The following is a 24,496-nucleotide window of genomic DNA, read 5'->3' as shown; positions in this document are numbered from 1 at the left end:
TACGGGTTCAGCCGGGCAGCAGGCCCTTGCGGTCCTCGCGGAGCTGTTTGATCACCGATGGCCACGACATCGCCCAGGACTGCACATCGTCGCCGGACTGACTGGTCATGAACCCGCGGATGATGCCGACGAGTACGGTGCGATCGCCGACATGGGTGTACACCGGCCCGCCGGAATCGCCTTTGGCGATCACCGGGCCGTTGAACCTGAACCAGCCGTTGCCAAGTCGCGTTATCGCGCCGCAGGCGTCGCCGGTGGTGAAGCCGGTGCGACACACGGGCATGCCGAGATCGGGGGTGACCGAGTCATCACGTTCGAGCCGTTGGCCGTTGGCCAGGATGTCGTTGACGGGCAATCCGTCGTCGATCGAGATGGCCTCGTAGTCGATGGTGTACTCGTTCTCGTACACCGGGCCCTCGGGGGGACGGTTGTCGTGTGCCAGGATCTTGTGCCCGACCGCGGCGCCGTCTCCGCTACGAACGATGCCGTCTCCGTCGAAGCAGTGTCCCGCCGTGATGCCCACGTGAAGTCCGGGATCGACATAGCCGAGGGTGCAGCTGAGCGAGCCCTGGTAGATGAGCATGCCCGGGTACACAAGCGGCGGGTCGGCATGTGTGGGTGCCGGATGCACGGCAGAAAGCGCGCACAGCACAGCGACGACGGTGCCTATCCATAAAAGCGGGCGCATGAGGGTTAGGGGACAACCATTCTCGCGGGCCCGGAAGGGCGGTCATCGGCGGGCGCGGGAGGCAGGACCATCGGCGGCGCCTGCGGGTTGACGGCAACGGGAGGTGGCGCCTGGGGATTGATCGCCACCGGGCTGGCTACCTCGGGACGTTGGGCAGCAGCGATATCTGCCCGGATCTGTTGTTGCACCGTCGGCCAGGATAACGCCACGGTGGATTCCCGGCGGGTCTGGTTGGCGGTGAAGCGCGCGCTGACGATTCCGACGATGGCGGCGTTGCCCGGTGAGGTGACGGTGTACACGGCGCTCCCGGAGTCTCCGTGGTCGGCGGGTAGGCCGTCCACCAGGAACCAGCCGTTGCCGAATCCGGCGATCGCGCCGCAGGCTTCGCCCGTCGTGATACCCACGCGGCACACGGCCAGGCCGTCCCGGGGCACAACGGCCGGATCCACCCCGAGTCGTAGTCCATTGGGCAGCACGTTGTTGATCGGCACGCCCTCGTCGAAGGCGATGCCCTCATAGTCGATTCGGTAATCGTCGCGTGAGAGCGGCCCCTCGGGCTTGATATTGGACTGGGCCACGGCCAGCTGTCCGATGCGGACGCCGTCGTTGGTGAACACAGGCCCGTTGCCGCCGCAGTGACCTGCAGTGACACCCACGCGCGCGACAGGGTCGACGAAACCGAGTGTGCAGCTCAACGATTCCTTGCCGGGTGGGCGCTGGATGATCTCCATGCCGGGGTAGATCAGCGGGTCCGCATGTGCCGCAATCGGGTTGACAAGGCCAAGACCGGCCAGCACGGCCAGGAACGCGATCGGCACCGCCAATCGCCTCCGGGGGCCGGGCAGTCGACCCTTAACGCCGACACTGGTCACGCCGTAGCTCTCTGTCTGCCACGTTCACCGTCAACAAAGCCCCGACCAGCATCAGGAGAGCACGCGGCACGACTCTCCGTGTCGCCACGAGCCTATGCGACTCAGGCCTCTTGTGGTGCAGGAAGTGCTGCTGTATCCGGTGAATCCCCAGGTGGCGGGGGAGCGTCGGGCGTTCTTTCCAGGTCTTCTCGCAGTTGATTGAGGATGGTCGACCAGGAAACCGCGGTGGTTTGAACCACGCCGGTCTCAACGCTCCGGGTGGTTCCACGCGCGATCCCGACGATGGCACCATGCCCGGGCGAGGTGATGGAGTACACGGCGCTGCCCGAGTCGCCGTGGTCGGCCGGCAGTCCGTCGATTTCGAACCAGCCGTTGTTGACGTTGGTGACGGTGCCACACGCCTCGCCGGTGGTGACACCGTTTCGGCAGACCGGCAGCCCGGTGTGCGGCTGGATCCCGCCGCCGCGTTCAAGCCGAATCCCGTTGGGGAGTATGTCGTTGATCGCCACGTCACTGCGGAATTTGATGGCCTCGTAGTCGATGACGTACTTGGTGCCGTCGATCCGGTCGCCATCGCGCAAATTGGAGCCGGCGATGACGAGGACGCCGATGACCTCGCCCGCCGAGTCGTACACCGGGCCATCGGTGTCCATAGCGCAATGGCCTGCGGTGAGACCGATCCGGGCGTCGGGATCGACAAACCCCAGCGTGCAGCTCTGCGTTCCCTGGATGATCTCCATCCCGGGAAACACCAGCGGGCCGTCGGCAAGGGCGGGAGGTGCGAGCGCGACCGCGGTGAGCACTGCCCCGCCGAGGGCGCCGCGCAATCTGCTAGCAACAGACAATTTGTGTCCCAGCCTGTCTCTGTGGGTGTTAGGCAAATCTTGAAACAGAGTGTAGGGATTATCGGCGGATCAGTCGCGCTGATCGAGCAGCTTGATCAGCCGTTTGGTCGCGATCAGCCGGTAGGAGGCATCGAGAAGCTCGGCGACCTCGCCCCAGTCCACGTCGGCGGTGCTGAAATCCAGCCCCAGCCAGCCATAGGGACCCATGTATGCCGGGTAGTAGAAGCGTTCGTCCTGCAGGAGTGCGGGGCGTTCGGAATCGTCCACCTTGACCAGCACCGAGTACGGGTACGCGATCATCTCGCCCTTGGCGTTTCCTTTGGCGTTGCCACCGAACATCGCAAAGATCTTGCCTGCCTTGAAGACGGGCCGACCCCAGGAGATCTGTTCGGCCGCCTCGGGCAGTGCGAGTGCCAGCTGGCGCAGTTCTGCCAGACCGGGATCTTCCTCGGTGAACATGATGGGATGCGTGCCCATGGGCCCATCGTAGGGTTCGGGGACTGTCGGGCGGGTGGGTTAGCCTGCCGATGTGGATCCTGACGTGCAGCGCCAGTGGCGTGAGCTTGCCGACGAGGTGCGTGGGCACCAATTCCGCTACTACGTCAAGGACGCCCCGGTCGTCTCCGATGGCGAGTTCGATCGCCTCCTGAAGGAGCTTGAGGCGCTGGAAGCACAGTATCCCGAGTTGCAGACCCCGGACTCACCCACGCAGCTGGTGGGTGGAGCGGGATTTGTCACCGAATTCGGATCGGTCGACCACCTGGAGCGAATGCTCAGTCTGGACAACGCATTCAGTTCCGAGGAGTTGACGGCCTGGGATGCCCGAGTACGCGGCGATATCGGGGAAGAACCGGAATACCTGTGCGAGCTGAAGATCGACGGGGTCGCGCTTTCGTTGGTGTACGAGAACGGTGTGCTGGTGCGCGGCGCGACGCGTGGAGACGGCCGCAGCGGCGAGGATGTCACCCTGAACGCCAAGACCATCGAGGATGTACCGGAAAGGCTTACGGCCTCAAGGGAATACCCGATACCCGCGCTCTTGGAGGTGCGTGGCGAGGTCTTCTTCCGGCTGGAGGATTTCGAGGTGTTGAATGCCTCGTTGGTGGAGGAGGGCAAGCCGCCGTTCGCCAATCCGCGCAACAGCGCCGCGGGCAGCCTGCGGCAGAAGAACCCTGCGATCACCGCCAGGCGGCGTCTGCGGATGATCTGCCACGGTCTTGGCCGCGCCGAGGGTTTCGCTCCGGAGAGCCTGCACGAGGCCTATTTGGCTTTGGGGCAGTGGGGTTTACCTGTCTCTACTCACACCACGAAGGTTCGCGGCGTGGCGAAGGTGCAGGAACGTGTCAACTACTGGGCCGAGCACCGGCACGATGTGGAGCACGAGATCGACGGGTTGGTCGTCAAGGTCGACGCCGTGGCCCTGCAGCGCCGCCTTGGCAGCACCTCGCGCGCGCCGCGCTGGGCGATCGCCTACAAGTACCCGCCTGAGGAGGCGACGACCGAGCTGCTCGACATCAGGGTGAGCGTGGGGCGCACCGGGCGGGTGACACCGTTTGCGTACATGACTCCGGTCAAGGTGGCCGGATCGACGGTGTCGCTGGCGACCCTGCACAACGCGTCCGAGGTCAAACGCAAGGGCGTGCTGATCGGTGACACTGTGGTCATCCGCAAGGCCGGTGACGTCATCCCCGAGGTGCTGGGCCCGGTCGCCGATCTGCGAAGCGGATCCGAGCGTGAATTCGTCATGCCCACAACATGTCCCGAATGCGGTACCACATTGGCGCACGAGAAGGAGGGCGATGCCGACATTCGCTGCCCCAACTCGCGCAGCTGCCCGGCGCAATTGCGCGAGCGGGTGTTCCATGTGGCGGGGCGCGGCGCCTTCGACATCGAGGCGCTCGGTTACGAGGCTGCCGTCGCTTTGCTCTCGGCAGGGGTGATCGAGGACGAAGGTGATTTGTTCAGCCTTACCGCCGATGACTTGCTGCGCACAGATCTGTTCAAGACCAAGAACGGGTCGTTGTCCGCCAACGGAAGCCGGCTGCTGGACAACTTGGACAAGGCGAAGCAGCAGCAACTGTGGCGGGTGTTGGTGGCACTGTCGATTCGGCACGTCGGCCCAACCGCCGCGCGGGCCTTGGCCACCGAGTTCGGCGAACTGGAGGCCATCGAGGCGGCCTCTGTCGAACAGCTGGCAGCCGTCGAAGGCGTGGGTTCCACGATCGCCGCGGCCGTGGTGGATTGGTTCACCGTGGATTGGCATCGCGCCATCGTCGACAAGTGGCGCGCCGCGGGGGTGCGGATGGCCGATGAGCGCGATGAGTCGATACCACGCAACCTGGAAGGGTTGTCCATCGTCGTAACGGGTTCGCTCCCTGGGTTTTCCCGCGATGAGGCCAAGGAAGCCATCATCGCCCGGGGTGGCAAGTCCGCGAGCTCGGTGTCGAAGAAGACGGCGTTCGTCGTCGTCGGTGACTCGCCGGGGTCCAAGTACGACAAGGCCGTAGAGCTGGGGTTGACCATCCTCGACGAGGACGGCTTCCGGGCGTTGCTCGCCGACGGGCCCCCCGCGTAGCTTCGCCGCAGAAAGAGTCCTAAGGCTTCGGCGGAACAGAAAGATCGAACACCCGTAGGTCGCCGTAATCCTTTGAGGAGAAGTGATTCTCGACCCACTTCTGGATGTCGTCGGCCACCCGCTTGGTATCGCTGTCGTGCTGGGGCTGTTCCTTCTGTTTGTCCTTGTCTTTGACGGACTCGGCGTAGAACTGGACGGTGCCGTCCTGTGTGTAGTCGATGAACTGCTGGAGCGTGATGGGATTGTCGCGTCCGGAGAATCCGCCGATGGCCATCACCGGGGCATTGGTTTCCAATTGAATGGGCGCGGCGGTGCGGGTATTGGTGGTCGCCACCGGCCACCGCGCGCCGGAATCCTTGATCAATGCGGCCAGCGACGGGTCGAGGGGTGCGGGCTCCCGGCCGCCGAACTTGTCGTCGTCGGGCATCGCAGGGCCCGAGGTGGACAGCCCGCCGACCTTGGGGGTGGTGACATTGGCAATGGTGAACGCGATCGACCCACCCAACGAAACGGCAAGCGCCAGTGTGGCAATGCCGATCCGTAGCCGTTGCGAACGCTGTAACCCGCCGAGTGCCAATACGACCGCCGCGGCGATCCCGCCCACGAGCAGCACCCACCGCAACCAGGGCAGCCAGGCCGGGTCGCGGCGAAGCAGCACCCATCCCATCGCGACAGCGGCCAGCGTGACGGCCGCCAATCCGTAGCGGCCGATGGGTTCGGATCGCTTCTGCCACAGCACGACAACGCCGGTCGCGAGGGTGCCCGCGATGCCCGGCGCCATCGCCGAGGTGTAATACGGGTGGAACTGCTGCTTCATGTACGCCAGGATCACGTACGTCGAGACCAGCCAGCCGCCCCACAGAATCAACGCCACCCCGCCGGGATTGGTGATCAGCGACCGGTATCGCGTCAACAGGCCCGAGGTGTCGGTGCGGCTGGTGATGGCGAGCCCAAGCACCAGTGCGACGAGCGCCGCCGGGATGAGCCACGCCACGTGGAAGGCCTGATCGTCCTCGAAGATCCGGAACAGTCCGGGCGTCCCGGAAAAACTTGGGCCCTCGAACTCCCGGGACATGCCTGAAGCCTTGCCCAGCAGTCGATCCAGCCCGTTGTATCCGATCGCCAATGTCCACTCGCTGTTGTCGGTCGAGTTGTCGACGTACGGCCGGCTGGCCGCCGGAGTCAATGCGACCGCGAGCATCCACCATCCCGAGGACACGATGAGGGCGACCGTCGCGGCCGCCAGGTGGGCCAGCTTGGCCTTCCATCCGAACTTGGCGGCCAGCACGTACACCAGCAGCAGGGCCGGAGCCACCAAGAGCGCTTCCAACGTTTTGCACAGGAAGGCGAAGCCGATACCGGCTCCGGCCAGGGCCATCCAGCCCGCCGCCTCGCGTGCCCGCTCGGTATCCAGTGCGCGAGTGAGGAAATATGCGGCGACCACCATGCCGAAGACCATGGGGGCGTCCGGATTTGAGTGGCGGAACATCACCGACACCACCGGGATCAACGCGAACACCGCGGCGGCGAGCAGGCCGGCTGCCGGCCCCGCGAGACGGCGAACGGCGGCGCGTATCAGCAGGGCGCTGGCGATGGCCAGTATCGCCTGGGGGATCAGCATGCTGGCGCTGGAGAAGCCAAAGATCCTGGCCGACAATCCCATCAACCACAGGCCGCCAGCGGGCTTGTCGACCGTCACGTAGTTCTGGGGATCGAAACTGCCGAAGAACCACGCCTTCCAGCTTTGACTGCCGGACTGCACCGCCGCCGCATAGAAGGCGTTGGACCAACCGTTCTGGCTGATGTTCCACAGATAGACGATCGCCATCATGGCGATGAGCGCGGCGAGAGCCAACTGTTCGCGACGCGGGTAGACCCAGCTCCTCAATTCAGGCACGCCGGCGAGTGTGCCTGGTCTACCCGGCAAATCGCTGTGCTGTTCCTGTGAGCAGCCCTATCGCACCAGGGTTGCGACGATGCCCGCCAGATAGCCCAGGCGCGCGACCTCGGAGGGCCGGAACTCCGGGCCTCCCGGACGGCCCAGCACGACGGCCGTGTCGCCCGAACCCAGTGGTGCGGCGGCCAACGTGGTGTCCATGTCCTTCCACAGCTGCGGCACCCACTCGGCGCCGGTGTCCAGAACCTGCGCACGCCCCAGTGGTAGCCAGGGGGCCGAGGTGGCCTGCGTTTCCGGGGCCCCGGCGCTGCCGGCCACCCGGATGAATCCGGAGCCGTCCTGGCGCACCACGGTGCACCAGTTCGCGCGCAGCACGTGGGGAGCCTCCTGCGCGAGCACCTCGAGGCGCGCCGGTGCCGCGGCGGCGGCCACTCTGTCGATGAGCTCCAGCTCGCGGTGTGCCTCCAGCAGGCCGGTGTGCGGGCGGATGGAATGCACATGCACCCCGTTCAACGCCTCCGCGGCGGTGATCAACGAGTCGGGCATGGAGCCGGGCGGCAGGTCGATGACCAGGTCGTCGATGGCGTACCCCGGACCGCGCTCGACGACGTCGAGGGACAAGATGTCCGCACCCACCGTGCCCAGCGCGACGGCGACCGATCCCAGACTTCCGGGTCGGTCGGCAAGTTGTAAGCGCAGCAGATAGGACGGCACGTCCAACACTGTGGCACAGGTCAGGTACGGCCGCCCTCTAGGCTATCTAGCCGTGAGCGCCATATCCCGTGACGAGGTCGCGCACCTGGCCAGATTGGCCCGGCTTGCGCTGACCGACGCTGAGCTGGATGGATACGCGGGGCAACTCGACGCGATCCTCGGCCACGTCAGCCAGATCAGTGCCGTTTCTACCGATGAGCTCGACGAGGTCGATGCGACCAGTTCTCCGCTCGATGCGGTCAATGTCACACGGCCCGATGTGATCGCCGACTGCCTCACACCGGACGAGGCGCTCGCCGCAGCCCCCCGGGTGGCCGAGGGGCGTTTTGCGGTTCCGCAGATTCTGGGAGAAGAAGAGTGAGCGACCTGATCAGGCAGGACGCCGCGTCGCTGGCCACATTGATCCATGCGGGCGAGGTGTCATCGGTCGAGGTGACGCGTGCGCATCTGGATCAGATCGCCAGCACCGACGAGACCTACCGCGCCTTCCTGCATGTGGCGGGGGAGCAGGCTCTGGCCGCGGCCAAGGACACCGACGACGTGATCGCCCGCGGCGATCAGCCCGCATCGGCGCTTGCCGGCGTTCCGCTCGCGCTCAAGGACGTCTTCACCACCCGGGACATGCCGACCACATGCGGATCGAAGATCCTCGAGAACTGGGTGCCCCCGTACGACGCGACCGTGACCGCACGACTGCGCGAGGCCGGGATCCCGATCTTGGGCAAGACCAACATGGACGAGTTCGCGATGGGTTCCTCCACCGAGAACTCCGCCTATGGGCCTACCCGCAACCCGTGGGACATCGAGCGGGTGCCGGGTGGCTCGGGCGGCGGTAGCGCGGCCGCGCTGGCAGCCTTCCAGGCGCCGCTGGCCATCGGCACCGACACCGGGGGCTCGATCCGTCAGCCCGCGGCGCTCACCGCGACGGTCGGCGTCAAGCCCACCTACGGAACGGTGTCGCGTTACGGCCTGGTAGCCTGCGCGTCGTCGCTGGATCAGGGCGGGCCTTGCGCGCGTACGGTTTTGGACACCGCGCTGCTGCACCAGGTGATCGCCGGACACGATCCGCGCGACTCCACCTCGGTCGACGAGCCGGTGCCCGATGTGGTGGCCGCCGCGCGTGCCGGAGCCTCCGGAGATCTCAAGGGTGTTCGTGTTGGTGTGGTTTCCCAACTGCGCGGCGACGGGTACCAGCCCGGCGTGATGGCGTCGTTCGACGCGGCCGTCGAACAGCTGACCGCGCTGGGTGCCGACGTGGTGGAGGTGTCCTGCCCCCACTTCGAGTACGCACTTCCGGCCTACTACCTGATCCTGCCGTCGGAGGTGTCCTCGAACCTGGCCCGGTTCGATGCCATGCGGTACGGCATGCGTGTCGGGGACGACGGAACGCACAGCGCCGAGGAAGTCATGGCTCTCACCCGAGCCGCGGGCTTTGGCCCAGAAGTCAAGCGGCGCATCATGATCGGGACCTACGCGCTTTCCGCCGGGTACTACGACGCGTACTACGGCCGGGCGCAGAAGGTTCGCACCCTGATCAAACGCGATCTGGAGCAGGCCTATGAGCAGGTGGACGTGCTGGTCACGCCCGCCACGCCCACGACCGCATTCCGGTTGGGGGAGAAGGTCGATGACCCGCTGGCCATGTACCAGTTCGACCTGTGCACGTTGCCGCTGAACCTGGCCGGTCACTGCGGAATGTCGGTGCCGTCGGGCCTTTCGGCCGATGACGGGCTTCCGGTGGGTCTGCAGATCATGGCGCCCGCGCTCGCCGACGATCGGTTGTACCGGGTGGGCGCGGCATACGAAGCGGCACGTGGAGCTCTGCCCGCGGCGGTCTAGTCGTCGGCGCTTTCGAGGTGATGGCGCGCGCTGGGCAGGGACACCGTGAACGTGGTTCCCGTGCCCGGCCCATCGCTGTGTGCCTGGATGTGCCCGCCGTGCGCCTCCACAAGCGCCTTGGCGATCGACAGTCCGATGCCTGCCCCGCCGTGTTGGCGATCGCGGGCGGCGTCGGCCCGGTAGAACCGGTCGAACAGCCGGTCCAGATGCTCCGCGGGCACGCCGTCGCCGGTATCGGAGACGGTGATCGCGATGTCGTCACCGGTTGTCGCCGCCGTCACATCGACCCGGCCGCCTGGGCCCGTATGGCGCAGTGCGTTATCGAGCAGATTGCTCAAAACCTGGGCGATACGCTCGGGATCGGCCCATAGGTCGGGCAATCCGTCGTCGGCGCGGGCCTGCAGGGTCACCTCCTTGCTCTGATAGCGCGGTGCGAACGCCGCGGCCGACGTGGTGATCAAGTCGGCCGCGGACACTCGCCTGGCGTCGATGGAGGTGGTGCGGCGCTCGGCGACAGATAACGCGTTCACGTCGACGCTGAACCGAGTCAGGCGACGGGTTTGATCCCGCAAGGTGGCGACCGTCTGCTGATCGAGTTGTTGGACACCATCTTCCACGGCCTCCATGTACGCCTCCAGCACCGCCACCGGGGTCCTGATCTCGTGAGCAAGGTCGGCCAGCATCTGCCTGCGCGCATCGTCCACCGCGCCGAGCCGCTGCGCCATCTTGTTGAATGCCGCTGCGACGTCATCGAATTCCCTGCCCAGATGCGGCGGTGGTACTCGTATGTCGTAGTGCCCGTCGGCAACAGCGGAGGCCGCCCGAGACAGCGCGGTGGCCGAACGATGCACCCGGCGGCTCAGGTACCAGCTCAAGGCGAGTGCCGCCAACGCCGACACCGCGACCGCGAACCCGATGGACATCGCGGTGGCATCGCGGAAGGCTCGCTCATAGGGGTGATCGTTCCCCGCGCCGGGCGCCACCTGCTGGTCCATGAGCCGACGGAACATGGGAGGCCCCACGATGGCGGCCACCACGCTGGTGGTGGCGATTCCGGCGAGGACAACCAGCGAGTTGGCCGCCAGCAGGCGCGGGCCGATGCCATATCGCGGGCGTGTCACGATCCAGACCCCATGCGATAGCCGATGCCCCGCACGGTCGTCACATACCGAGGCGAGGTCGGGTTGTCACCCAGCTTCTGGCGCAGGTGCCCGATATGCACATCGACGATGTTGTCGTTTCCCACCCAGCTGTCGCCCCACACCGCGTCGAGGAGTTGCTTTCTGCTGAGCACCATGCCCGGTCGTGACGACAGGGCGGAAAGCACATCGAATTCGGTGCGGGTCAACGTGACTGGGGTCTGGTCGACATGCACCTCACGGCTGTCCACATTGATGCGCAATGCGCCGAACACGCGGGGTGGGCTTAGTTCCAGGGCTGGGTCCTCCGAGGGGGCCGGCACCCGGCGGGGGCGTCGAAGCATTGCGCGAACGCGGGCGACGACCTCGCGTGGACTGAAGGGTTTGGTCACGTAGTCGTCGGCGCCGACGGAAAGCCCGACGATGGTGTCCACCTCGGTATCCCGTGCCGTCAGCATCACCACATAGGCATCCGAGAAGACCCGAAGCTGCCTGCAGACCTCGATGCCGTCCACACCCGGTAAGCCGATATCGAGAATCACCACATCGGGATCGACCTCGCGCGCCAGATCGAGTGCGCGGCGGCCGTCGTGTGCGAGGTGTACCTCGAACATTTCGCGTCGGAGGTAACTCGCCACCACTTCCGCCAGCGGCACTTCATCGTCGACGACCAACGCTCGATAGTCTGGGGCGGGGATCGGTGCGGCTTTGTCGGGAAGACCGTCCATCAGCCAATCGTGCCCGACTGTTCCGGCCGCGTCTAAGGTCGCGCCACACAGTCGGCGCTTCTTTATCGAAACTTCAGAATTCCGCCGGCCGGCCGATAGCGAATGGTCTCGCATGGTCCGGAGAAATTGCTGGTCACAGACCTGATGAGCCGCGCAGCGGCGACCCGATTTCTCCATTGAATCTTCAGCGCGCAACGGCCGAATACATGTCCGCCGCAATGAGCCTGGGTGGTGTCGCGGGAAGTGGTCCGGCGACACGGTCACCAAGGAGGGTCACCATGAGAAAGATCGCGCGTACCGCCATTGTCACGTCAGCCCTGACGGCTGCCAGCCTTGGTTTCGCGGGCATCGCCGCGGCGTCCACGTCGACCGGCGGCGGCAGTGCCTCGGACACGATCGGAAATCTTCAGCGACAGGGATACACGGTGCAGATCAACGGGAATGTGTCTGCGCCGCTGTCCGAATGTGTGGCCACCGATGTGCATTCGGCCTTGGCGACGTCGTCGTCGGGGACGGTCTATGTCGATGTCAGCTGTCACGACGTGGACAACTGATCGCGTGCCGGCTGCGATCGTGTTGACGAGATCGGGTGAGTTCGCGATCCGATACGGATTGGTCGTCGTGTTGGCGTGGATCGGGTTGGGCAAGTACCTGAAAATGGACTCGAAGGTGCTCATCGAGCACAGCCCCTTGATGCGGTGGATCTTTGACTATCTCAGTGCCACCGCCGTTTCTCGAGGGCTTGGCACCCTGGAAATCGTTGCGGCTCTGCTTATCGCTGTGTATCGGTGGTGTCCGCGCGCGTCGGCGATCGGAAGTGGCTTGGCGGTCCTGTTGTTCACCGGCACCCTGAGTTTCTTGGTCACCACCCCCGGTGTGGTCGCGGGTCATATCGCGGGCGTGCCCGTGCTTTCTGCAAGCCCTGGTCAGTTTCTGCTCAAAGACCTGGTGCTTTTCGGGGTTTCGGTGTGGACCTCGGCCACTTGTCGTGCAGATCCGTGTCGCCGGTTGACTAGCGCCGAGCCCGCGGCCCCGGCTAGGTTCGCTCCCATGGCATCGGCGCCCCTACGTGTAGCGACCAACAGCGGTGAGATCGAGGGATTTGTCCGTCGCGGTATGCGGCGTTTCCGTGGGATCCCGTATGCCGAACCGCCCGTGGGGCCGCTGCGCTTGCGTTCGCCCCAGCCGGTTCAGCCCTGGGCAGGTGTGCGGCGCTGCAAGCGATTTGGTGCGGTGCCATACCAGCCCAAGGTGTTCACGCCGCAGAAGCGGCGCAGCGAGGACTGCCTGACACTCAATGTGGTGACGCCCTCGGTATTGCCGGAGGGTCCGCTGCCGGTGATGTTCTACATCTACGGCGGCGGCTACTTTCTCGGCGCCAGCGCATCGCCGCCCTACGAGGGATCGATTCTGGCACGTCGCGGATGCGTCTACGTGTCGGCGAACTATCGCGTGGGTGCGTTGGGTGCTTTCGATCTGTCCTCGCTGTCCGACGGCGAACACGTCATCGAGAGCAATCTGTACCTGCGGGATCTCGTGTTGGCCCTGCAGTGGGTGCGCGAGAATATTCGCGCGTTCGGCGGCGACCCGGACAACGTCACCATCTTCGGCGAGAGCGCGGGTGCCAGTGGCGTAGAAACATTGATGGCGACCCCGGCGGCGGCAGGGTTGTTCCATCGCGCGATCATCCAGAGCACCGCGAGTGGCCTGGCCGCCGATGCCGATTCGATCGCCCACGATGCCCGGCGTTTCGCCGAACTCCTTGGCGCGACGGCCGATAACGCTGCCGCAACCGTCATGAATGCCTCGCCGCGACAGCTCCTGCGGGCGCAGCACAAGTTGATCGCGGAGGGCGGGTTTCCGTTCGGGCCTTCCGTCGATGGTGATTATCTGCCAAGGACTCCCGTCGAATCCATGGAACGCGGTGAAGCGCAAAGAGTTCCATTGATCATCGGCAGCAATGCCGATGAGGCCAGACTCTTTACCAAGGCGATCAAGGTGATGCCCCTGTCGGAAGCCGAGCAGTTGGAGATCCTTGTGCGCGGCGGCTCGGGCTATCGAGAACGGATTGTCGCGGCCTACCCGGGATATCCGTCGAAAGACGCACGGCTGCGGCTGGCGGGCGACATGTTCTTCACATCCTCGGTGTGGCGGATCGCGCGGGCGCATCAACAGGTCGCACCGGTGTACGTCTACCAATTCGATTACGCGCCCTGGCCTGTGCGCGCCGTCGGTTTGAAGGGATCACATGCCACCGAGCTGCTCGCGGTCTTCGGCAACTACCGGGGGCCTGCCGGCCCGATCTTGGCCGGCAGTCTGACCCATCGGGACGCGTCGCGAGTCGTCGACGAGGTGCAACAGCGGTGGGTGGCCTTCGCACGCAGCGGTGCTCCCAGCGACGATTGGCCGCCGTATCACGGTCCGGATTGGCCGGTGATGGTCTTCGACCGTGAGACGCGTGTCGAGCCGAACTTGGGCGCCGACCGCCGCGATATATGGGCCGGCTTCTTGCTGAGAGCGCCGGATCGCCGACCGCAGGCCTCGTAACGCATCGATTTGCCCAGTATCTGGTGATATTGGCTAAGTCAGGCGTTACGAAATCTCACAGGATTCGCTGAGTACGGTGGGTGGGTATGCAACGGCTGCGTATGTTCCTGGCGATAGTCGGTGCTGCCGGCGCCCTGACAGCGGTGTCGGTGGTGATGACCGAAGCGGGCCCGGAGGCGAGGTCTGTCGTGATGCAGCGGGCGATGTGTTCGGTGAAGACGGACCGTGCCTGTTTCCACTCCGATGACCCGCATCTGAGCTCGGCTCCCGATCCCAACAACGTGCCGCCCCCGGCAACGATGCCGGCGACCAAAACACGCCCGACAGTGGTGGTGCCGCGTAGGTGACTCGGTTCGGATCGAGACTTTGGTGCAAAACCGGCAGTATGGGGCCATGCGTATCGGAGTGCTTACCGGTGGAGGAGATTGCCCGGGGCTCAACGCCGTCATCCGCGCGGTGGTGCGAACCTGCGCCAATCGCTATGACTCGCAGGTAGTCGGATTTCAGGACGGATGGCGGGGACTGCTGGAGAACCGGCGCATCCAGCTGGCCAACGACGACCGCAATGATCGGCTGCTGACCAAGGGTGGCACGGTGCTCGGCACCGCGCGCACCAATCCGGACAAGCTGCGTGCCGGGCTGGACCAGATCAAACAGACCCTGGACGACAACGGGATCGATGTGCTCATCCCGATTGGTGGGGAGGGCACCCTCACGGCGGCCAGTTGGCTTGCCGACGAGAACGTGCCGGTGGTCGGGGTGCCCAAGACGATCGATAACGATATCGATTGCACCGATGTCACTTTCGGGTTCGATACCGCGCTGACCATCGCCACCGAGGCCATCGATCGGCTGCACAGCACGGCCGAATCGCACCAGCGCGTCATGCTGGTCGAGGTGATGGGCAGGCACGCGGGCTGGATCGCCCTGCATTCCGGGTTGGCGTCGGGTGCGCACATGACGCTGATCCCCGAGGTGCCGTACGACGTAGACGAGGTGTGCCGCCTGATCAAAGGCCGCTTCCAGCGCGGGGATTCGCATTTCATCTGCGTGGTGGCCGAGGGCGCGAAGCCAGCCGAGGGCTCAATGGAACTGCGAGACGGAGGAATTGACGAGTTCGGGCACCAGCGGTTCACCGGGGTAGCCCAGCAGTTGGGGGTGGAGATCGAGAAGCGCATCAACAAGGAGGTGCGCACCACGGTGCTGGGGCATGTGCAGCGCGGCGGCACGCCGACGCCGTTCGACAGGGTGCTCGCGACCCGGTTCGGGGTGAACGCGGCGGACGCCGCACACGCCGGCGAGTACGGGGTCATGGTGTCGCTGCGAGGGCAGGACATCGGCCGGGTGCCGCTGTCGGAGGCGACCCGCCATCTCAAGCTGGTCCCGAAGAATCGTTACGAGGACGCCGCCGCTTTCTTCGGTTAGATCGTGGCGAGCTCTCCTCGTCGAGCGCATACCTGGTGCAGGTGATTGGCCCGATCCACCTGCGTGCGGTATGCACTCGGCGTGGGGAGCTGGGTCAGATCCAGCGCTCGACGGCGGCCACCGTGTCGGTGGGCGTGGTGTTGAAGCAGATCTTCGCGTGCGGCGCGTGCGCGTGCACCACGTTGAGCACGATTTCGAAGAGTTCGAGGTTCGACGGCATGGCGCGTATGCCCGCGCCGATGACCACGCAATCCCACGGCCGCGCGTCGAGTGCCCGCTTCAGTTGCGCGGTGAGCTCGTCGGGCGCGAGGCTGATCAAGCACAGTTCGGCGGTGTAGCCCTCGGCGTTCAGGATGGCCGCCGATTGGTCCAGTCCTTCTTGGATGGCGTCGGCGGTCAGGCCTGTGCGGGCGAATTCGGGATTGTTGAAGTCGATCACGTAGGGATCGATGCCGATGACCACGACGCTGCCGCTCATGAGGGTGACCGTACCCGTGAACGAAGGGGGCGCGCAGCCGCGACCTGCGATTCCTGTGCGATAAGCGTCTGCTCGGCAGGCAAAGCCGACCTATTAGGATCGCAGCATGACAGAACTGCTGGACTACGACGACGTGCTGACCCGATACGAGCCGGTGCTCGGTATGGAGGTTCACGTCGAACTGTCCACGGCTACCAAGATGTTCTGCGGCTGCCCCACCACATTCGGCGCGGAGCCGAACACCCAGATTTGTCCCGTCTGTCTGGGCCTGCCGGGCTCGCTACCGGTGGTCAACGAGAAGGCCGTCGAATCGGCCATCCGCATCGGGCTGGCGCTCAACTGTGAGATCGCCCCGTGGGGCCGCTTCGCCCGCAAGAACTACTTCTACCCGGACCAGCCGAAGAACTACCAGATCTCTCAGTACGACGAGCCGATCGCGTTCAACGGTTATCTCGACGTTCCGCTGGACGACGGCACCACCTGGCGGGTGCAGATCGAGCGCGCCCACATGGAAGAGGACACCGGCAAGCTGACCCACATCGGCAGCGAGACCGGCCGCATCTCGGGCGCCACCGAGTCCCTGCTCGACTACAACCGCGCCGGCGTGCCCCTCGTGGAGATCGTCACCAAGCCCATCGAGGGCACCGGCGAGCGGGCTCCCGAGATCGCCCGCGCCTACGTGACCGCACTGCGGGACCTGTTGCGCGCCTTGGACGTTTCCGATGTACGAATGGACCACGGGTCGATGCGCTGCGACGCGAACGTCTCGCTGATGCCTACCGGTGCCGACGAGTTCGGTACCCGGACCGAGACCAAGAACGTCAACTCGCTCAAGAGCGTCGAGGTGGCGGTGCGCTACGAGATGCGGCGCCAGGCGGCTGTTCTGGATGCGGGCGAGGACGTCATCCAGGAGACGCGGCACTTCCTGGAGCAGGACGGCAGCACCAGCGCGGGACGCCGCAAGGAGACGGCCGAGGATTACCGGTACTTCCCGGAGCCCGACCTCGAGCCGGTAGCGCCCAGCACCGAACTGATCGAGCGGTTGCGCGGCACCCTGCCGGAGCTGCCCTGGCTGCGGCTGGGCCGCATTCAGCAGGAGTGGGGCATCTCCGACGAGGTGATGCGCGACCTGGTGAACAACGGCGCCGTCGAACTGGTGCAGGCCACCGTCGCCGAGGGGGCCAGCAGCGAGGACGCGCGCTCGTGGTGGGGCAACTACCTGGTGCAGCAAGCCAATACACGTGAGGTCGAACTGGCCGAGCTACCCATCACACCGTCGCAGGTGGCCGTCGTCGTCGCGCTGATCAAGGACGGCAAGCTGTCCAACAAGTTGGCGCGGCAGGTGGTCGACGGGGTTCTCGCCGGCGAGGGCGAACCCGAGCAGGTGATGAACGACCGCGGTCTGGTCGTGGTGCGCGACGACTCGGTGATCCAGGCCGCCGTCGACGAGGCGTTGGCCGCCAATCCCGATGTCGCCCAGAAGATCCGCGACGGCAAGGTCGCGGCTGCGGGCGCCATCGTCGGTGCGGTCATGAAGGCCACCAAGGGGCAGGCCGATGCGGCGCTGGTCAAGGACCTGGTGCTCAAGGCCTGCGGCCAGGGCTAGTCCAGGTCGTCGTTGGCGCGGGGGAATCCGCCGCCCTTCGGGAACAGCGGGAAGACCACGTCCTCGGTCGGGGTGGCGGTACCGAAGTCTTTGTTGATGGAACCGCCCCAGACGTTTCCGTCGGCCGAGAGCTTCAGCGCCCGTACGTGACCGTGCTGCTCCTTTTGCCGGAGCACCTCGGGATCCCCGGTGACCGCCCCCGTTTCGGGATTCTGGCGCACGACGACCGTCGTCTGGTTGAACACCAGGTTGACCATCACCGAGCTGTCCAATGCCGCACATCCGGCCACTCCGGGCTTGTCCGGCCAGGTCCAGACCGTCGAGATCTTGCCGTCCTTGGTGAGCTTTTGCAGCCGGTCGCCCGCGGGGGAGCGATCGGTGACATAGAGGGTGCCGTTGGCGGCATCGACGCACATGGCACCGCCGTCGCCGAGACCGCTCATCGCGGTCGTCGGAGCGGCCTGGTCGATGGTGGTCGGCTGCTCGATGCGGATCACCTTGCCGGCCAGAGAGTTCGGATCGTTGGCTGCCGCCGCATTGCCGCCGGTGCCGGTCTGAACCACCAGTGTGGTGGGGCTGATGAACGCCAGCGATCCCGGATTGCCGGTGGGGCCCTTGGGGATTCCGGTGAGGATGTCCTTAGGCACATCGCCGTCGGCGATGCGGATCACCCGGTTGTCGGTCGGGGTGCTGATGTAGGCGTACATCAGCCGGTCCTGCTGGTAGGAAGGGGAGAGGATGATGTCGGACAGGCCGCCGTCGCCGGAAGGATCGACGGGGATGGTCGTCTTGACCTTCGGCTCGGCGCTCGTGGCGATCTCCTTGACCGCGCCGGTGGCGCGCTCGGCGACCAGGGCGGTCTTGCCGTCGCTGCCCATGATGAGTCCGCTGGTGGCCTCCAGGCATCCCTGCATGACGCCGTCGGCAGGGCACTGCTTGGGAAACGGCTTACCCGGTAACGGCGGCGGCGGGGTGGTCGTGGTCTGCGCAACCCCACGCTGCGGAACCTCGGTGAACGGCTGATCTTGCGTGGGGTCGAACCGTACACAACCGGAGAGCAGTGTCACCGTCCCCGCCAGCGCCGCCACCGAACCGACAAACAGTCTTTTCCCCGATGGCTCATTGGTCGGTCCCGTTACGGGATTTGGCCGGATGTCGCCGACTCTGCGGCTCCGGGAGCGAATGAGCATGACCGCAAGATTACGGACCTTACGGCGTTGCTCGCCACATTCGGGCCTCCAATGGACTTACTCTTGGGCCGTGACCGGTCATTCAGACGATCCACAGGTGTGGCGTAAGCCGCCTGAACTGGTCGACCCTGAAGACGATGTGCCGTCGGCCACCTATGGCGGCGATTTCGAGACCACGGCAATCCCGCATTACCAGGCGGAGAAGCTGACGAGCTCCCACGACGTGAAAGAGGTTGGACCGTTGTACGATCCAGCGCCGCTGCCCTATGCCGAACCTGCCACCACGCAAATATCCTCCGAGGCGGTGCAGGCCCGACATGCCGCGCCGTGGGGGACGCAGGACCCGACGGGCGACCGTCGCGGCACTCAAGATCTCGGACTGTTGTTGCTGCGTGTCGGCGTCGGCGCGGTGCTGATCGCCCACGGACTGCGCAAGGTTTTCGGCTGGTGGGGCGGGACCGGACTGGGCGGTTTCGAGACAACTCTGGGAGAGCGCGGCTTCAAGTACGCCGACATCCTTACTTATGTGGGCGTCACGGCGGAGCTGGGCGCCGGGGTGCTGCTGGTTCTGGGCCTGCTCACGCCGCTGGCGGGTGCGGCCGCACTGGCCTTCATGGTCAACGTACTGCTGTCCGACATGGTGTCCGACAAGGCGAATCGTTACGCGATCTTCTGGCCGGACGGTCATGAGTTCGAGCTGCTGATGATCGTCGCGATCATCGCGGTGATCCTCGTCGGTCCTGGTCGTTACGGGTTTGACGCCGGGCGCGGCTGGGCCCGCAGGCCATTTGTGGGCTCCTTCGCGGCGCTGTTGCTGGGCCTGGGCGCGGCAGCGGCCATCTGGGTCTTCCTCAACGGAACAAATCCGCTGGCCTAATCGGCAACTACGCCGAATCCGGTGCCAAACCGGTTTTTGATGACGAATTCCGCTCTTGCTGGGCGAAATCTCGACGGAAAACGTATTCTGCTCCCAGTCCGCCGAGCAGGGAGATGCGTATGAGTTCAGACACCCCCGTCGAGAGCAAGGGGCTCAAGGGCGGCGCGATGGGGCTGCTTTCCAGCGTCGTCGTTGGGCTCGCCTCTACGGCACCGGCCTACAGCCTGGCTGCCACCCTGGGATTGATCGTCGCCAGTGGCGGTGCCCTGCTCGCCGGGGTCAAGGCGCCGGCCATCGTGCTGATCTCGTTCATCCCGATTTATCTGATCGCGGTGGCCTATCAGGAGCTGAACAAGGCCGAGCCGGACTGCGGCACCACCTTTACCTGGGCCTCGCGCACCTTCGGGCCGATTGTCGGATGGCTCGGTGGTTGGGGGATCATCGCCGCCGACGTCATCGTGATGGCGAACCTGGCCCAGATCGCGGGCGCCTATTCGTTCACGTTTGTCGGTGATCTGGGGTGGACCGCGGCAGCAAGCCTGGCCGACAGCACCCTGTGGTCGACGGTGGCCGGCGTTCTGTGGATCGTGATCATGACGTACGTCTGTTATCGCGGTATCGAAGTCTCGGTGCGTCTGCAGTACGCGCTCTTACTGGTCGAGATGGTTGTTCTGGTCGCCGTGTCAATCATCGCGCTGATCAAGGTCTACACCCACAACGCCGAGGCCTATTCGTTGCTGCCTTCGCTGTCCTGGTTCTGGCCCGGGGGTTTGGATTTCGGCACCGTCATCGCACCCGCCGTGCTGACCACGATCTTCATTTACTGGGGTTGGGATACCGCGGTGGCTTGTAACGAGGAGTCCGATGACCCGGGACGCACGCCGGGGCGCGCGGCAGTGCTGTCCACATTCTTGCTGCTGGCCACCTATGCGCTGGTCAGTGTGGCTGCGGTGGCGTTCGCGGGAGTCGGCACCGAGGGGATAGGCCTGGGCAATCAGGAAAACGCCGCCGACGTGTTCGCAGCCATTGGTCCCGAGCTGTTCGGCGACAGCTTCCTTGGGCATGTGGGGATGCTGCTGCTGTCCGCGTCTATTCTGACGTCGGCCTCGGCCTGCACCCAGACCACGATCCTGCCCACCGCCCGCACCACCTTGTCGATGGGTGTCTACAAGGCGCTGCCGGACTCGTTCGCATCGATCCATCGCACGTATCTGACGCCCACTACTTCCACCGTGGCGATGGGTGCGGTCTCGATTACCTGCTACGTGCTCTTTACGATCATCAGCACCAACCTGCTGACAGCACTCATCGGATCGGTCGGACTGATGATTGCCTTCTACTACGGGCTCACCGGATTCGCGTGTGTGTGGTTTTACCGTCGGACACTCACGCAGAGTGCGCGCAATTTCATGATGCGTGGTGCGATCCCGTTGCTCGGTGGAATCGCGCTGACGGTCATCTTCGCTTACGGGCTGATTCAGTACGCCAAGCCCAGCTGGCTCATCGACGACGCCGGCAACAACGTCACCGTGTTCGGATTCGGGGCGGTGGCGGTGGTCGGTATCGGCGCACTGGTGCTCGGCGTCGTTGTGATGATGCTGTGGCGGGTGGCCGCTCCGCCGTTCTTCCAGGGGGCGACACTGCCACGGCGCAGCGCGGATCTGGTGCTGGCACCCGCTGCCGCCACAACGCATTTCGGTCTGCCCGATGCGGTCGAGGCACAGCAGACCGTCATCGCCGGTGATCTGTCCAACCTGCCGGAGGGCGAGGTCGCGGTGAACCCGCAGACGGGTGAGGAATTCACCAAGGACTAGAGTCCGGCGAGCGCCACCCCGGCCGCTCCGGCGGCGTCATAGTCGGGAATCCAGTTGTCGGCCAGGATTTCGGTGAGCCGCGCGGCTTGCTGCTGTGCGGTCAGATCGACGGAGCGATAGACACTGCCTGACTGACGCGCGTTGCGCTGCACCCGGGACGTGCGATCGCGCCGCAGTGATTCGTACAGGGCCAGTCGGCGGGGGATGTCGCTCTCCGATGCGTCGGCGAGCACGGTGGCCAGCACCACGGCGTCCTCGATCGACATGTTCGCGCCCTGTCCGAGGTGCGGTGTCATCGGATGGGCCGCGTCGCCGAGAAGCGCTATGCGATCGGTGGTCCAGCGGTTCAACGGCTTTCGGTCGTACAGGCCCCAGCGGAAGGTCTCCGTCATTGCCTCGACGACTCGCTGGACCGGCTGGTCCCACCCCGCGAATTCCGCGGCCAACTCCGCGACATCGCCGGGGGCGGTCCAGGATTCCTCGGCATCGAGATTGCTTGCGGTGAAGGCCACCACATTGAGCAGCCGGCCCTGCGAGACGGGATAGATCAGGAAGCTGCGTCCGGGGCCGAGCCACATCTGCATGGAATCCAGATGGATCGCGCCGCCGAGGCGTTCGACAGGAATCAGGCCTCGGTAGGCCATGATGCCCTCGCTGGACAGCTCGACCGGATCGGCCACCACACGCTGCACCGCCGAGTGGATGCCGTCGGCCCCCACTGCGAGGTCGGCGATCTCGTGCGTGCCGTCGGCGAAAAGAATGCGCACCCCGTCCGCGGTCTCGACGATGTCATGGCAGGGGCGGCCGAGGTGGACGGTTCCTTCGGGTAACGCACCCAGCAAGGCCCGCTGCAGCTCGCCGCGGTGTACCGGTAGTGAGGTCACCGGACGATCGGGGCTCACCGCGGGCCACCCGGGCGGTACCGGAACGCTCTCTCCCTGCCACGTATGCCACAACGTGCGCCCGATCGGCGTGCCGACGGTGCGTACGCGATCACCCAGGCCCACTTCGTCGAACGCGCGCAGGCCGTTGCTCGCCACGACCACGCCCGCACCCACCTCGCGCAGTTCGTGTGCCTTCTCGTAGACGACGATGTCGATATCGTTGGCGCGCAATGCCGCTGCCGCGGTGAGCCCGCCAATTCCGGCGCCGATGATCGCTACCCGCATGTGTCCTTCCTTCCACTGGCTTCCGTTCATAACGTTAGCATGCTAACTATTATCATGCTAACCCTTAGACTGGTGGGGTGCCAGGACTACCGAGTGGGAACAGTGCGCGCGAGATCGAAGAGCTTGTTGCGGCCACGGATGCGCTGTACTTCGCCATGCGCCGGGGTCGAACGTCGCCCGCGGGCACGCAGGCAGGCATGAGCCGCTCGCAGCTCGAGCTGCTGGCTCCGCTGCTCGACCGGCAGCTGATGTCGGTCAGTCAGCTCGCCGGGACGGCGGGGGTGGCGGTGCCGACGGCCACCCGAGCGCTCAAGCAACTGGAAGAACGCGGTGTGGTAGAGCGCACTCGCTCGTCATCCGATGATCGTTTGGTGCTGGTGGGCCTGACCACCGCCGGGCGTGCGCGGGTCATCAAGGCTCAGTCGGCCTTTCGGGCTCGGCAGCATGAGGTCTTCGCGGAGCTGACCAGTGCCGATCGGCGCGTGATCACCGGCAGCCTCACCAGGCTCGCGGCGTTGATCAACGGCAACGTGGACGTGCGGACTTAGCGTTTCGCGAAAATTATGCGGTGCCAGTCCTTTTCGGCAACGCCGGTGATATCGCTCATGACGTGCTTGATGGTGAGGTATTCATCAAGGGAGTAGTCGGACATGTCCTTGCCGAATCCGGAGGCGCCGAATCCGCCGTGGGGCATCTCGCTGATGATGGGGATGTGGTCGTTGATCCAGACGCATCCCGCCGTGATCTCCCGTGATGCCCGCTGCGCGCGGTATACATCGCGCGTCCAGGCGGAGGCGGCAAGGCCGTAGGCCGTGTCATTGGCCTGCCGTAGCGCATCGTCGTCATCGGTGAAGGCGCGCACGGTGAGCACCGGGCCGAAGATCTCGTCACGGTAGGCCTCGGAGGTCTCGGCTACGTCCGCGATCAGCGTGGGTCGGTAGAAAGATCCCGGCAGATCGGGGGAGCTTGCGCCGGTGACGATCCGGCCGCCCTGCGACGGTGCGCGGTCCACCATCTTCGACACCCTGACGCGGTGTGCGTCCGAGATCAGTGGTCCGATATCGGTGTTCGGGTCCAGGGGATCGCCGACGATCACCTTGCCCATGACCTCGCCGACGCCGGCGACGAAGTCGTCGTACAGGTCGCGGGCGACGATGGCCCGTGTGGCGGCCGTGCAGTCCTGGCCGGAGTTGATGATCGCCCCCGCGACCGCGCCCTGGATCGCGGCGTCCAGATCGGCGTCGTCGAAGACGACGAAGGGCGCCTTGCCGCCGAGCTCCAATTGTGTTCGATGGCCGTGAACGGCCGCTGCCGCCATCACCTTCCGGCCCACGACGGTGGAGCCGGTGAACGTCACCAGATCCACATCGGGGTGACCCGCGAGTGCGTCGCCCACGTCATCGCCACGCCCGGTGACGACGTTGAGCACGCCGTCGGGCAGCCCGGCCTCGGCGGCGAGGCGTGCCAGGGTCAGTGTCGTCAGTGGTGTCAGCTCGCTGGGCTTGATCACCACCGTGCACCCCGCCGCCAGCGCAGGCAGCACTTTCCACACCGCCATCTGAAGCGGGTAGTTCCAGGGGGTGATGGTGGCGACCACTCCGGCGGCCTGGCGCCGGATGCTGGAGGTGTGGTCGGCCGAGTATTCGGCCGTCGCCTTGCCATCCAGATGTCTTGCCGCACCTGCGAAGAACTCGACATTGTCGATGCTGCCGGGCACATCGAATTCGGAGGCCAGGCGCACCGGCTTGCCGGTTTGCGCGACCTCCTCGGCCACCAGTGTGTCGGCACTGGCGGCCATCGTGGCCGCGAGTTTGGCCAGGACGCCCGCGCGATCGACAGGTGTCGACGACGCCCAGCCGGGACCCGCGGCCCGGGCCGCCGCCACCGCGGAGTCCACGTCATCGGGGGTGGCCAAGGCCAGTTCCGCGACGGTGGTACCGGTCGCGGGGTTGATCACGCGGTGGGTGTCTCCACGGGTTGTGACGGGTCGGCCGTTGATCCAGCTACTGGGGGCGCTCACCTCGCCCACGGTATCGAACATCGCGGACTAAGGCCACGGATTCCATCGTCAAAGATCCGTTGATATTGTCAAT

Annotated in this window: 23 protein-coding genes and 1 pseudogene; 12 read left to right on the top strand and 12 right to left on the bottom strand. The window is 65.5% G+C overall.

Annotated features, from left to right (window positions below):
- Positions 1 to 7: 7 nt before the first annotated feature.
- The 4 genes from MYCSP_RS15530 to MYCSP_RS15515 all read right to left on the bottom strand — a co-directional run bounded on the left by MYCSP_RS15530 (position 8) and on the right by MYCSP_RS15515 (position 2,882).
- Positions 8 to 688, bottom strand: a complete 681-nt coding sequence (locus tag MYCSP_RS15530) for an Rv1815 family serine proteinase (RefSeq protein WP_070909856.1) — start codon at positions 686 to 688, stop codon at positions 8 to 10.
- 5 nt (positions 689 to 693) lie between these two features.
- Positions 694 to 1,560, bottom strand: a complete 867-nt coding sequence (locus MYCSP_RS15525) for an Rv1815 family serine proteinase (RefSeq protein ID WP_083015461.1) — start codon at positions 1,558 to 1,560, stop codon at positions 694 to 696.
- 101 nt (positions 1,561 to 1,661) lie between these two features.
- Positions 1,662 to 2,405, bottom strand: a complete 744-nt coding sequence (locus MYCSP_RS15520; RefSeq protein ID WP_083015458.1) for an Rv1815 family serine proteinase — start codon at positions 2,403 to 2,405, stop codon at positions 1,662 to 1,664.
- Positions 2,406 to 2,474: 69 nt separating this feature from the next.
- Positions 2,475 to 2,882, bottom strand: a complete 408-nt coding sequence (locus tag MYCSP_RS15515; RefSeq protein WP_083015454.1) for an MmcQ/YjbR family DNA-binding protein — start codon at positions 2,880 to 2,882, stop codon at positions 2,475 to 2,477.
- A gap of 52 nt (positions 2,883 to 2,934) precedes the next feature.
- On the opposite strand from MYCSP_RS15515, the gene ligA reads away from it, so the two are divergent.
- Entirely contained in the window at positions 2,935 to 4,980 is a 2,046-nt protein-coding gene (gene ligA, locus MYCSP_RS15510) for an NAD-dependent DNA ligase LigA (RefSeq protein WP_088414236.1), read from the top strand.
- A gap of 19 nt (positions 4,981 to 4,999) precedes the next feature.
- Here ligA and MYCSP_RS15505 read toward each other — a convergent pair whose 3' ends face one another.
- Entirely contained in the window at positions 5,000 to 6,811 is a 1,812-nt protein-coding gene (locus tag MYCSP_RS15505; RefSeq protein WP_083015624.1) for an ArnT family glycosyltransferase, read from the bottom strand.
- A 123-nt stretch (positions 6,812 to 6,934) separates the two neighbouring features.
- Entirely contained in the window at positions 6,935 to 7,591 is a 657-nt protein-coding gene (locus MYCSP_RS15500) for an ACT domain-containing protein (RefSeq protein ID WP_088414234.1), read from the bottom strand.
- 52 nt (positions 7,592 to 7,643) lie between these two features.
- Between MYCSP_RS15500 and gatC the strand changes: the two genes are divergently transcribed.
- On the top strand, positions 7,644 to 7,952 hold the full coding sequence (gene gatC, locus MYCSP_RS15495) for an Asp-tRNA(Asn)/Glu-tRNA(Gln) amidotransferase subunit GatC (RefSeq protein ID WP_070909863.1): 309 nt from the start codon (positions 7,644 to 7,646) through the stop codon (positions 7,950 to 7,952).
- A complete protein-coding gene (gene gatA, locus MYCSP_RS15490; protein WP_083015443.1) occupies positions 7,949 to 9,430 on the top strand; it encodes an Asp-tRNA(Asn)/Glu-tRNA(Gln) amidotransferase subunit GatA in 1,482 nt (493 codons plus the stop codon). The genes gatC and gatA overlap by 4 nt, the downstream gene beginning before the upstream one ends.
- Here gatA and MYCSP_RS15485 read toward each other — a convergent pair.
- Both MYCSP_RS15485 and MYCSP_RS15480 read right to left on the bottom strand, forming a co-directional pair.
- Complete coding sequence (locus MYCSP_RS15485) at positions 9,427 to 10,551, bottom strand: HAMP domain-containing sensor histidine kinase (RefSeq protein ID WP_083015440.1); 1,125 nt, start codon at positions 10,549 to 10,551, stop codon at positions 9,427 to 9,429. The genes gatA and MYCSP_RS15485 overlap by 4 nt on opposite strands.
- Complete coding sequence (locus tag MYCSP_RS15480; RefSeq protein ID WP_083015437.1) at positions 10,548 to 11,297, bottom strand: response regulator transcription factor; 750 nt, start codon at positions 11,295 to 11,297, stop codon at positions 10,548 to 10,550. The genes MYCSP_RS15485 and MYCSP_RS15480 overlap by 4 nt, the downstream gene beginning before the upstream one ends.
- A gap of 278 nt (positions 11,298 to 11,575) precedes the next feature.
- Between MYCSP_RS15480 and MYCSP_RS15475 the strand changes: the two genes are divergently transcribed.
- The 5 genes and pseudogenes from MYCSP_RS15475 (at position 11,576) to MYCSP_RS15460 (ending at position 15,269) form a co-directional block, all read left to right on the top strand.
- Positions 11,576 to 11,851 carry a hypothetical protein gene (locus tag MYCSP_RS15475; RefSeq protein ID WP_083015622.1) on the top strand — a complete coding sequence of 92 codons (276 nt, stop codon included), beginning with the start codon at positions 11,576 to 11,578 and terminating at the stop codon, positions 11,849 to 11,851.
- Positions 11,739 to 12,272: pseudogene (locus MYCSP_RS23540) on the top strand (DUF417 family protein); the annotation flags it as partial. The gene MYCSP_RS15475 and the pseudogene MYCSP_RS23540, both read left to right, overlap by 113 nt.
- A gap of 75 nt (positions 12,273 to 12,347) precedes the next feature.
- Positions 12,348 to 13,844: a carboxylesterase/lipase family protein gene (locus MYCSP_RS15470; protein ID WP_167346544.1), complete on the top strand. Its 1,497-nt coding sequence runs from the start codon at positions 12,348 to 12,350 to the stop codon at positions 13,842 to 13,844.
- Between the two features lie 155 nt (positions 13,845 to 13,999).
- On the top strand, positions 14,000 to 14,191 hold the full coding sequence (locus tag MYCSP_RS15465; RefSeq protein ID WP_088415640.1) for a hypothetical protein: 192 nt from the start codon (positions 14,000 to 14,002) through the stop codon (positions 14,189 to 14,191).
- 46 nt (positions 14,192 to 14,237) lie between these two features.
- The gene (locus MYCSP_RS15460; protein ID WP_070909870.1) at positions 14,238 to 15,269 is read left to right on the top strand and encodes an ATP-dependent 6-phosphofructokinase; all 1,032 of its coding nucleotides are present in this window, start codon (positions 14,238 to 14,240) and stop codon (positions 15,267 to 15,269) included.
- A 94-nt stretch (positions 15,270 to 15,363) separates the two neighbouring features.
- On the opposite strand, the gene MYCSP_RS15455 is transcribed toward MYCSP_RS15460, so the two are convergent.
- The gene (locus MYCSP_RS15455) at positions 15,364 to 15,747 is read right to left on the bottom strand and encodes a hypothetical protein (protein ID WP_083015426.1); all 384 of its coding nucleotides are present in this window, start codon (positions 15,745 to 15,747) and stop codon (positions 15,364 to 15,366) included.
- Between the two features lie 106 nt (positions 15,748 to 15,853).
- Here MYCSP_RS15455 and gatB point away from each other — a divergent pair, with 106 nt between their 5' ends.
- Positions 15,854 to 17,353 carry an Asp-tRNA(Asn)/Glu-tRNA(Gln) amidotransferase subunit GatB gene (gene gatB / locus MYCSP_RS15450; RefSeq protein ID WP_083015423.1) on the top strand — a complete coding sequence of 500 codons (1,500 nt, stop codon included), beginning with the start codon at positions 15,854 to 15,856 and terminating at the stop codon, positions 17,351 to 17,353.
- On the opposite strand, the gene MYCSP_RS15445 is transcribed toward gatB, so the two are convergent.
- Positions 17,350 to 18,543 carry a PQQ-dependent sugar dehydrogenase gene (locus tag MYCSP_RS15445; RefSeq protein ID WP_070909873.1) on the bottom strand — a complete coding sequence of 398 codons (1,194 nt, stop codon included), beginning with the start codon at positions 18,541 to 18,543 and terminating at the stop codon, positions 17,350 to 17,352. The two genes, gatB and MYCSP_RS15445, sit on opposite strands and share 4 nt — an antisense overlap.
- 70 nt (positions 18,544 to 18,613) lie before the next feature.
- Here MYCSP_RS15445 and MYCSP_RS15440 point away from each other — a divergent pair, with 70 nt between their 5' ends.
- Both MYCSP_RS15440 and MYCSP_RS15435 read left to right on the top strand, forming a co-directional pair.
- Positions 18,614 to 19,420: a DoxX family protein gene (locus MYCSP_RS15440; protein WP_070909874.1), complete on the top strand. Its 807-nt coding sequence runs from the start codon at positions 18,614 to 18,616 to the stop codon at positions 19,418 to 19,420.
- Between the two features lie 119 nt (positions 19,421 to 19,539).
- Positions 19,540 to 21,234: an APC family permease gene (locus MYCSP_RS15435; protein WP_083015420.1), complete on the top strand. Its 1,695-nt coding sequence runs from the start codon at positions 19,540 to 19,542 to the stop codon at positions 21,232 to 21,234.
- Here the strand turns inward: MYCSP_RS15435 and MYCSP_RS15430 are convergent.
- The gene (locus MYCSP_RS15430; protein WP_088415639.1) at positions 21,231 to 22,403 is read right to left on the bottom strand and encodes an FAD-dependent monooxygenase; all 1,173 of its coding nucleotides are present in this window, start codon (positions 22,401 to 22,403) and stop codon (positions 21,231 to 21,233) included. The genes MYCSP_RS15435 and MYCSP_RS15430 overlap by 4 nt on opposite strands.
- 77 nt (positions 22,404 to 22,480) lie before the next feature.
- Here MYCSP_RS15430 and MYCSP_RS15425 point away from each other — a divergent pair, with 77 nt between their 5' ends.
- A complete protein-coding gene (locus MYCSP_RS15425) occupies positions 22,481 to 22,951 on the top strand; it encodes a MarR family winged helix-turn-helix transcriptional regulator (protein ID WP_088414230.1) in 471 nt (156 codons plus the stop codon).
- Here MYCSP_RS15425 and MYCSP_RS15420 read toward each other — a convergent pair.
- Positions 22,948 to 24,423: a gamma-aminobutyraldehyde dehydrogenase gene (locus MYCSP_RS15420; protein WP_088415638.1), complete on the bottom strand. Its 1,476-nt coding sequence runs from the start codon at positions 24,421 to 24,423 to the stop codon at positions 22,948 to 22,950. The genes MYCSP_RS15425 and MYCSP_RS15420 overlap by 4 nt on opposite strands.
- Positions 24,424 to 24,496 lie beyond the last annotated feature (73 nt).

The organism is Mycobacteroides saopaulense (genome assembly GCF_001456355.1).
In the GTDB taxonomy this organism is placed as follows: Bacteria; Actinomycetota; Actinomycetes; order Mycobacteriales; family Mycobacteriaceae; genus Mycobacterium; species Mycobacterium saopaulense.
The sequence above is the reverse complement of the archived record's forward strand: the minus strand, read 5'-3'. Positions and strand labels throughout refer to the sequence as shown.

Excerpts from the sequence above, each read along its gene's own strand:
- MYCSP_RS15530 (WP_070909856.1), bottom strand. The coding sequence starts at position 688 with ATGCGCCCGCTTTTATGGATAGGCACCGTCGTCGCTGTGCTGTGCGCG.
- MYCSP_RS15515 (WP_083015454.1), bottom strand. The coding sequence starts at position 2,882 with ATGGGCACGCATCCCATCATGTTCACCGAGGAAGATCCCGGTCTGGCA.
- MYCSP_RS15505 (WP_083015624.1), bottom strand. The coding sequence starts at position 6,811 with ATGATGGCGATCGTCTATCTGTGGAACATCAGCCAGAACGGTTGGTCC.
- MYCSP_RS15480 (WP_083015437.1), bottom strand. The coding sequence starts at position 11,297 with ATGGACGGTCTTCCCGACAAAGCCGCACCGATCCCCGCCCCAGACTAT.
- MYCSP_RS15475 (WP_083015622.1), top strand. The coding sequence starts at position 11,576 with ATGAGAAAGATCGCGCGTACCGCCATTGTCACGTCAGCCCTGACGGCT.
- MYCSP_RS15470 (WP_167346544.1), top strand. The coding sequence starts at position 12,348 with ATGGCATCGGCGCCCCTACGTGTAGCGACCAACAGCGGTGAGATCGAG.
- MYCSP_RS15465 (WP_088415640.1), top strand. The coding sequence starts at position 14,000 with ATGACCGAAGCGGGCCCGGAGGCGAGGTCTGTCGTGATGCAGCGGGCG.
- MYCSP_RS15460 (WP_070909870.1), top strand. The coding sequence starts at position 14,238 with ATGCGTATCGGAGTGCTTACCGGTGGAGGAGATTGCCCGGGGCTCAAC.
- MYCSP_RS15455 (WP_083015426.1), bottom strand. The coding sequence starts at position 15,747 with ATGAGCGGCAGCGTCGTGGTCATCGGCATCGATCCCTACGTGATCGAC.
- gatB (WP_083015423.1), top strand. The coding sequence starts at position 15,854 with ATGACAGAACTGCTGGACTACGACGACGTGCTGACCCGATACGAGCCG.
- MYCSP_RS15445 (WP_070909873.1), bottom strand. The coding sequence starts at position 18,543 with ATGCTCATTCGCTCCCGGAGCCGCAGAGTCGGCGACATCCGGCCAAAT.
- MYCSP_RS15435 (WP_083015420.1), top strand. The coding sequence starts at position 19,540 with ATGAGTTCAGACACCCCCGTCGAGAGCAAGGGGCTCAAGGGCGGCGCG.
- MYCSP_RS15430 (WP_088415639.1), bottom strand. The coding sequence starts at position 22,403 with ATGCGGGTAGCGATCATCGGCGCCGGAATTGGCGGGCTCACCGCGGCA.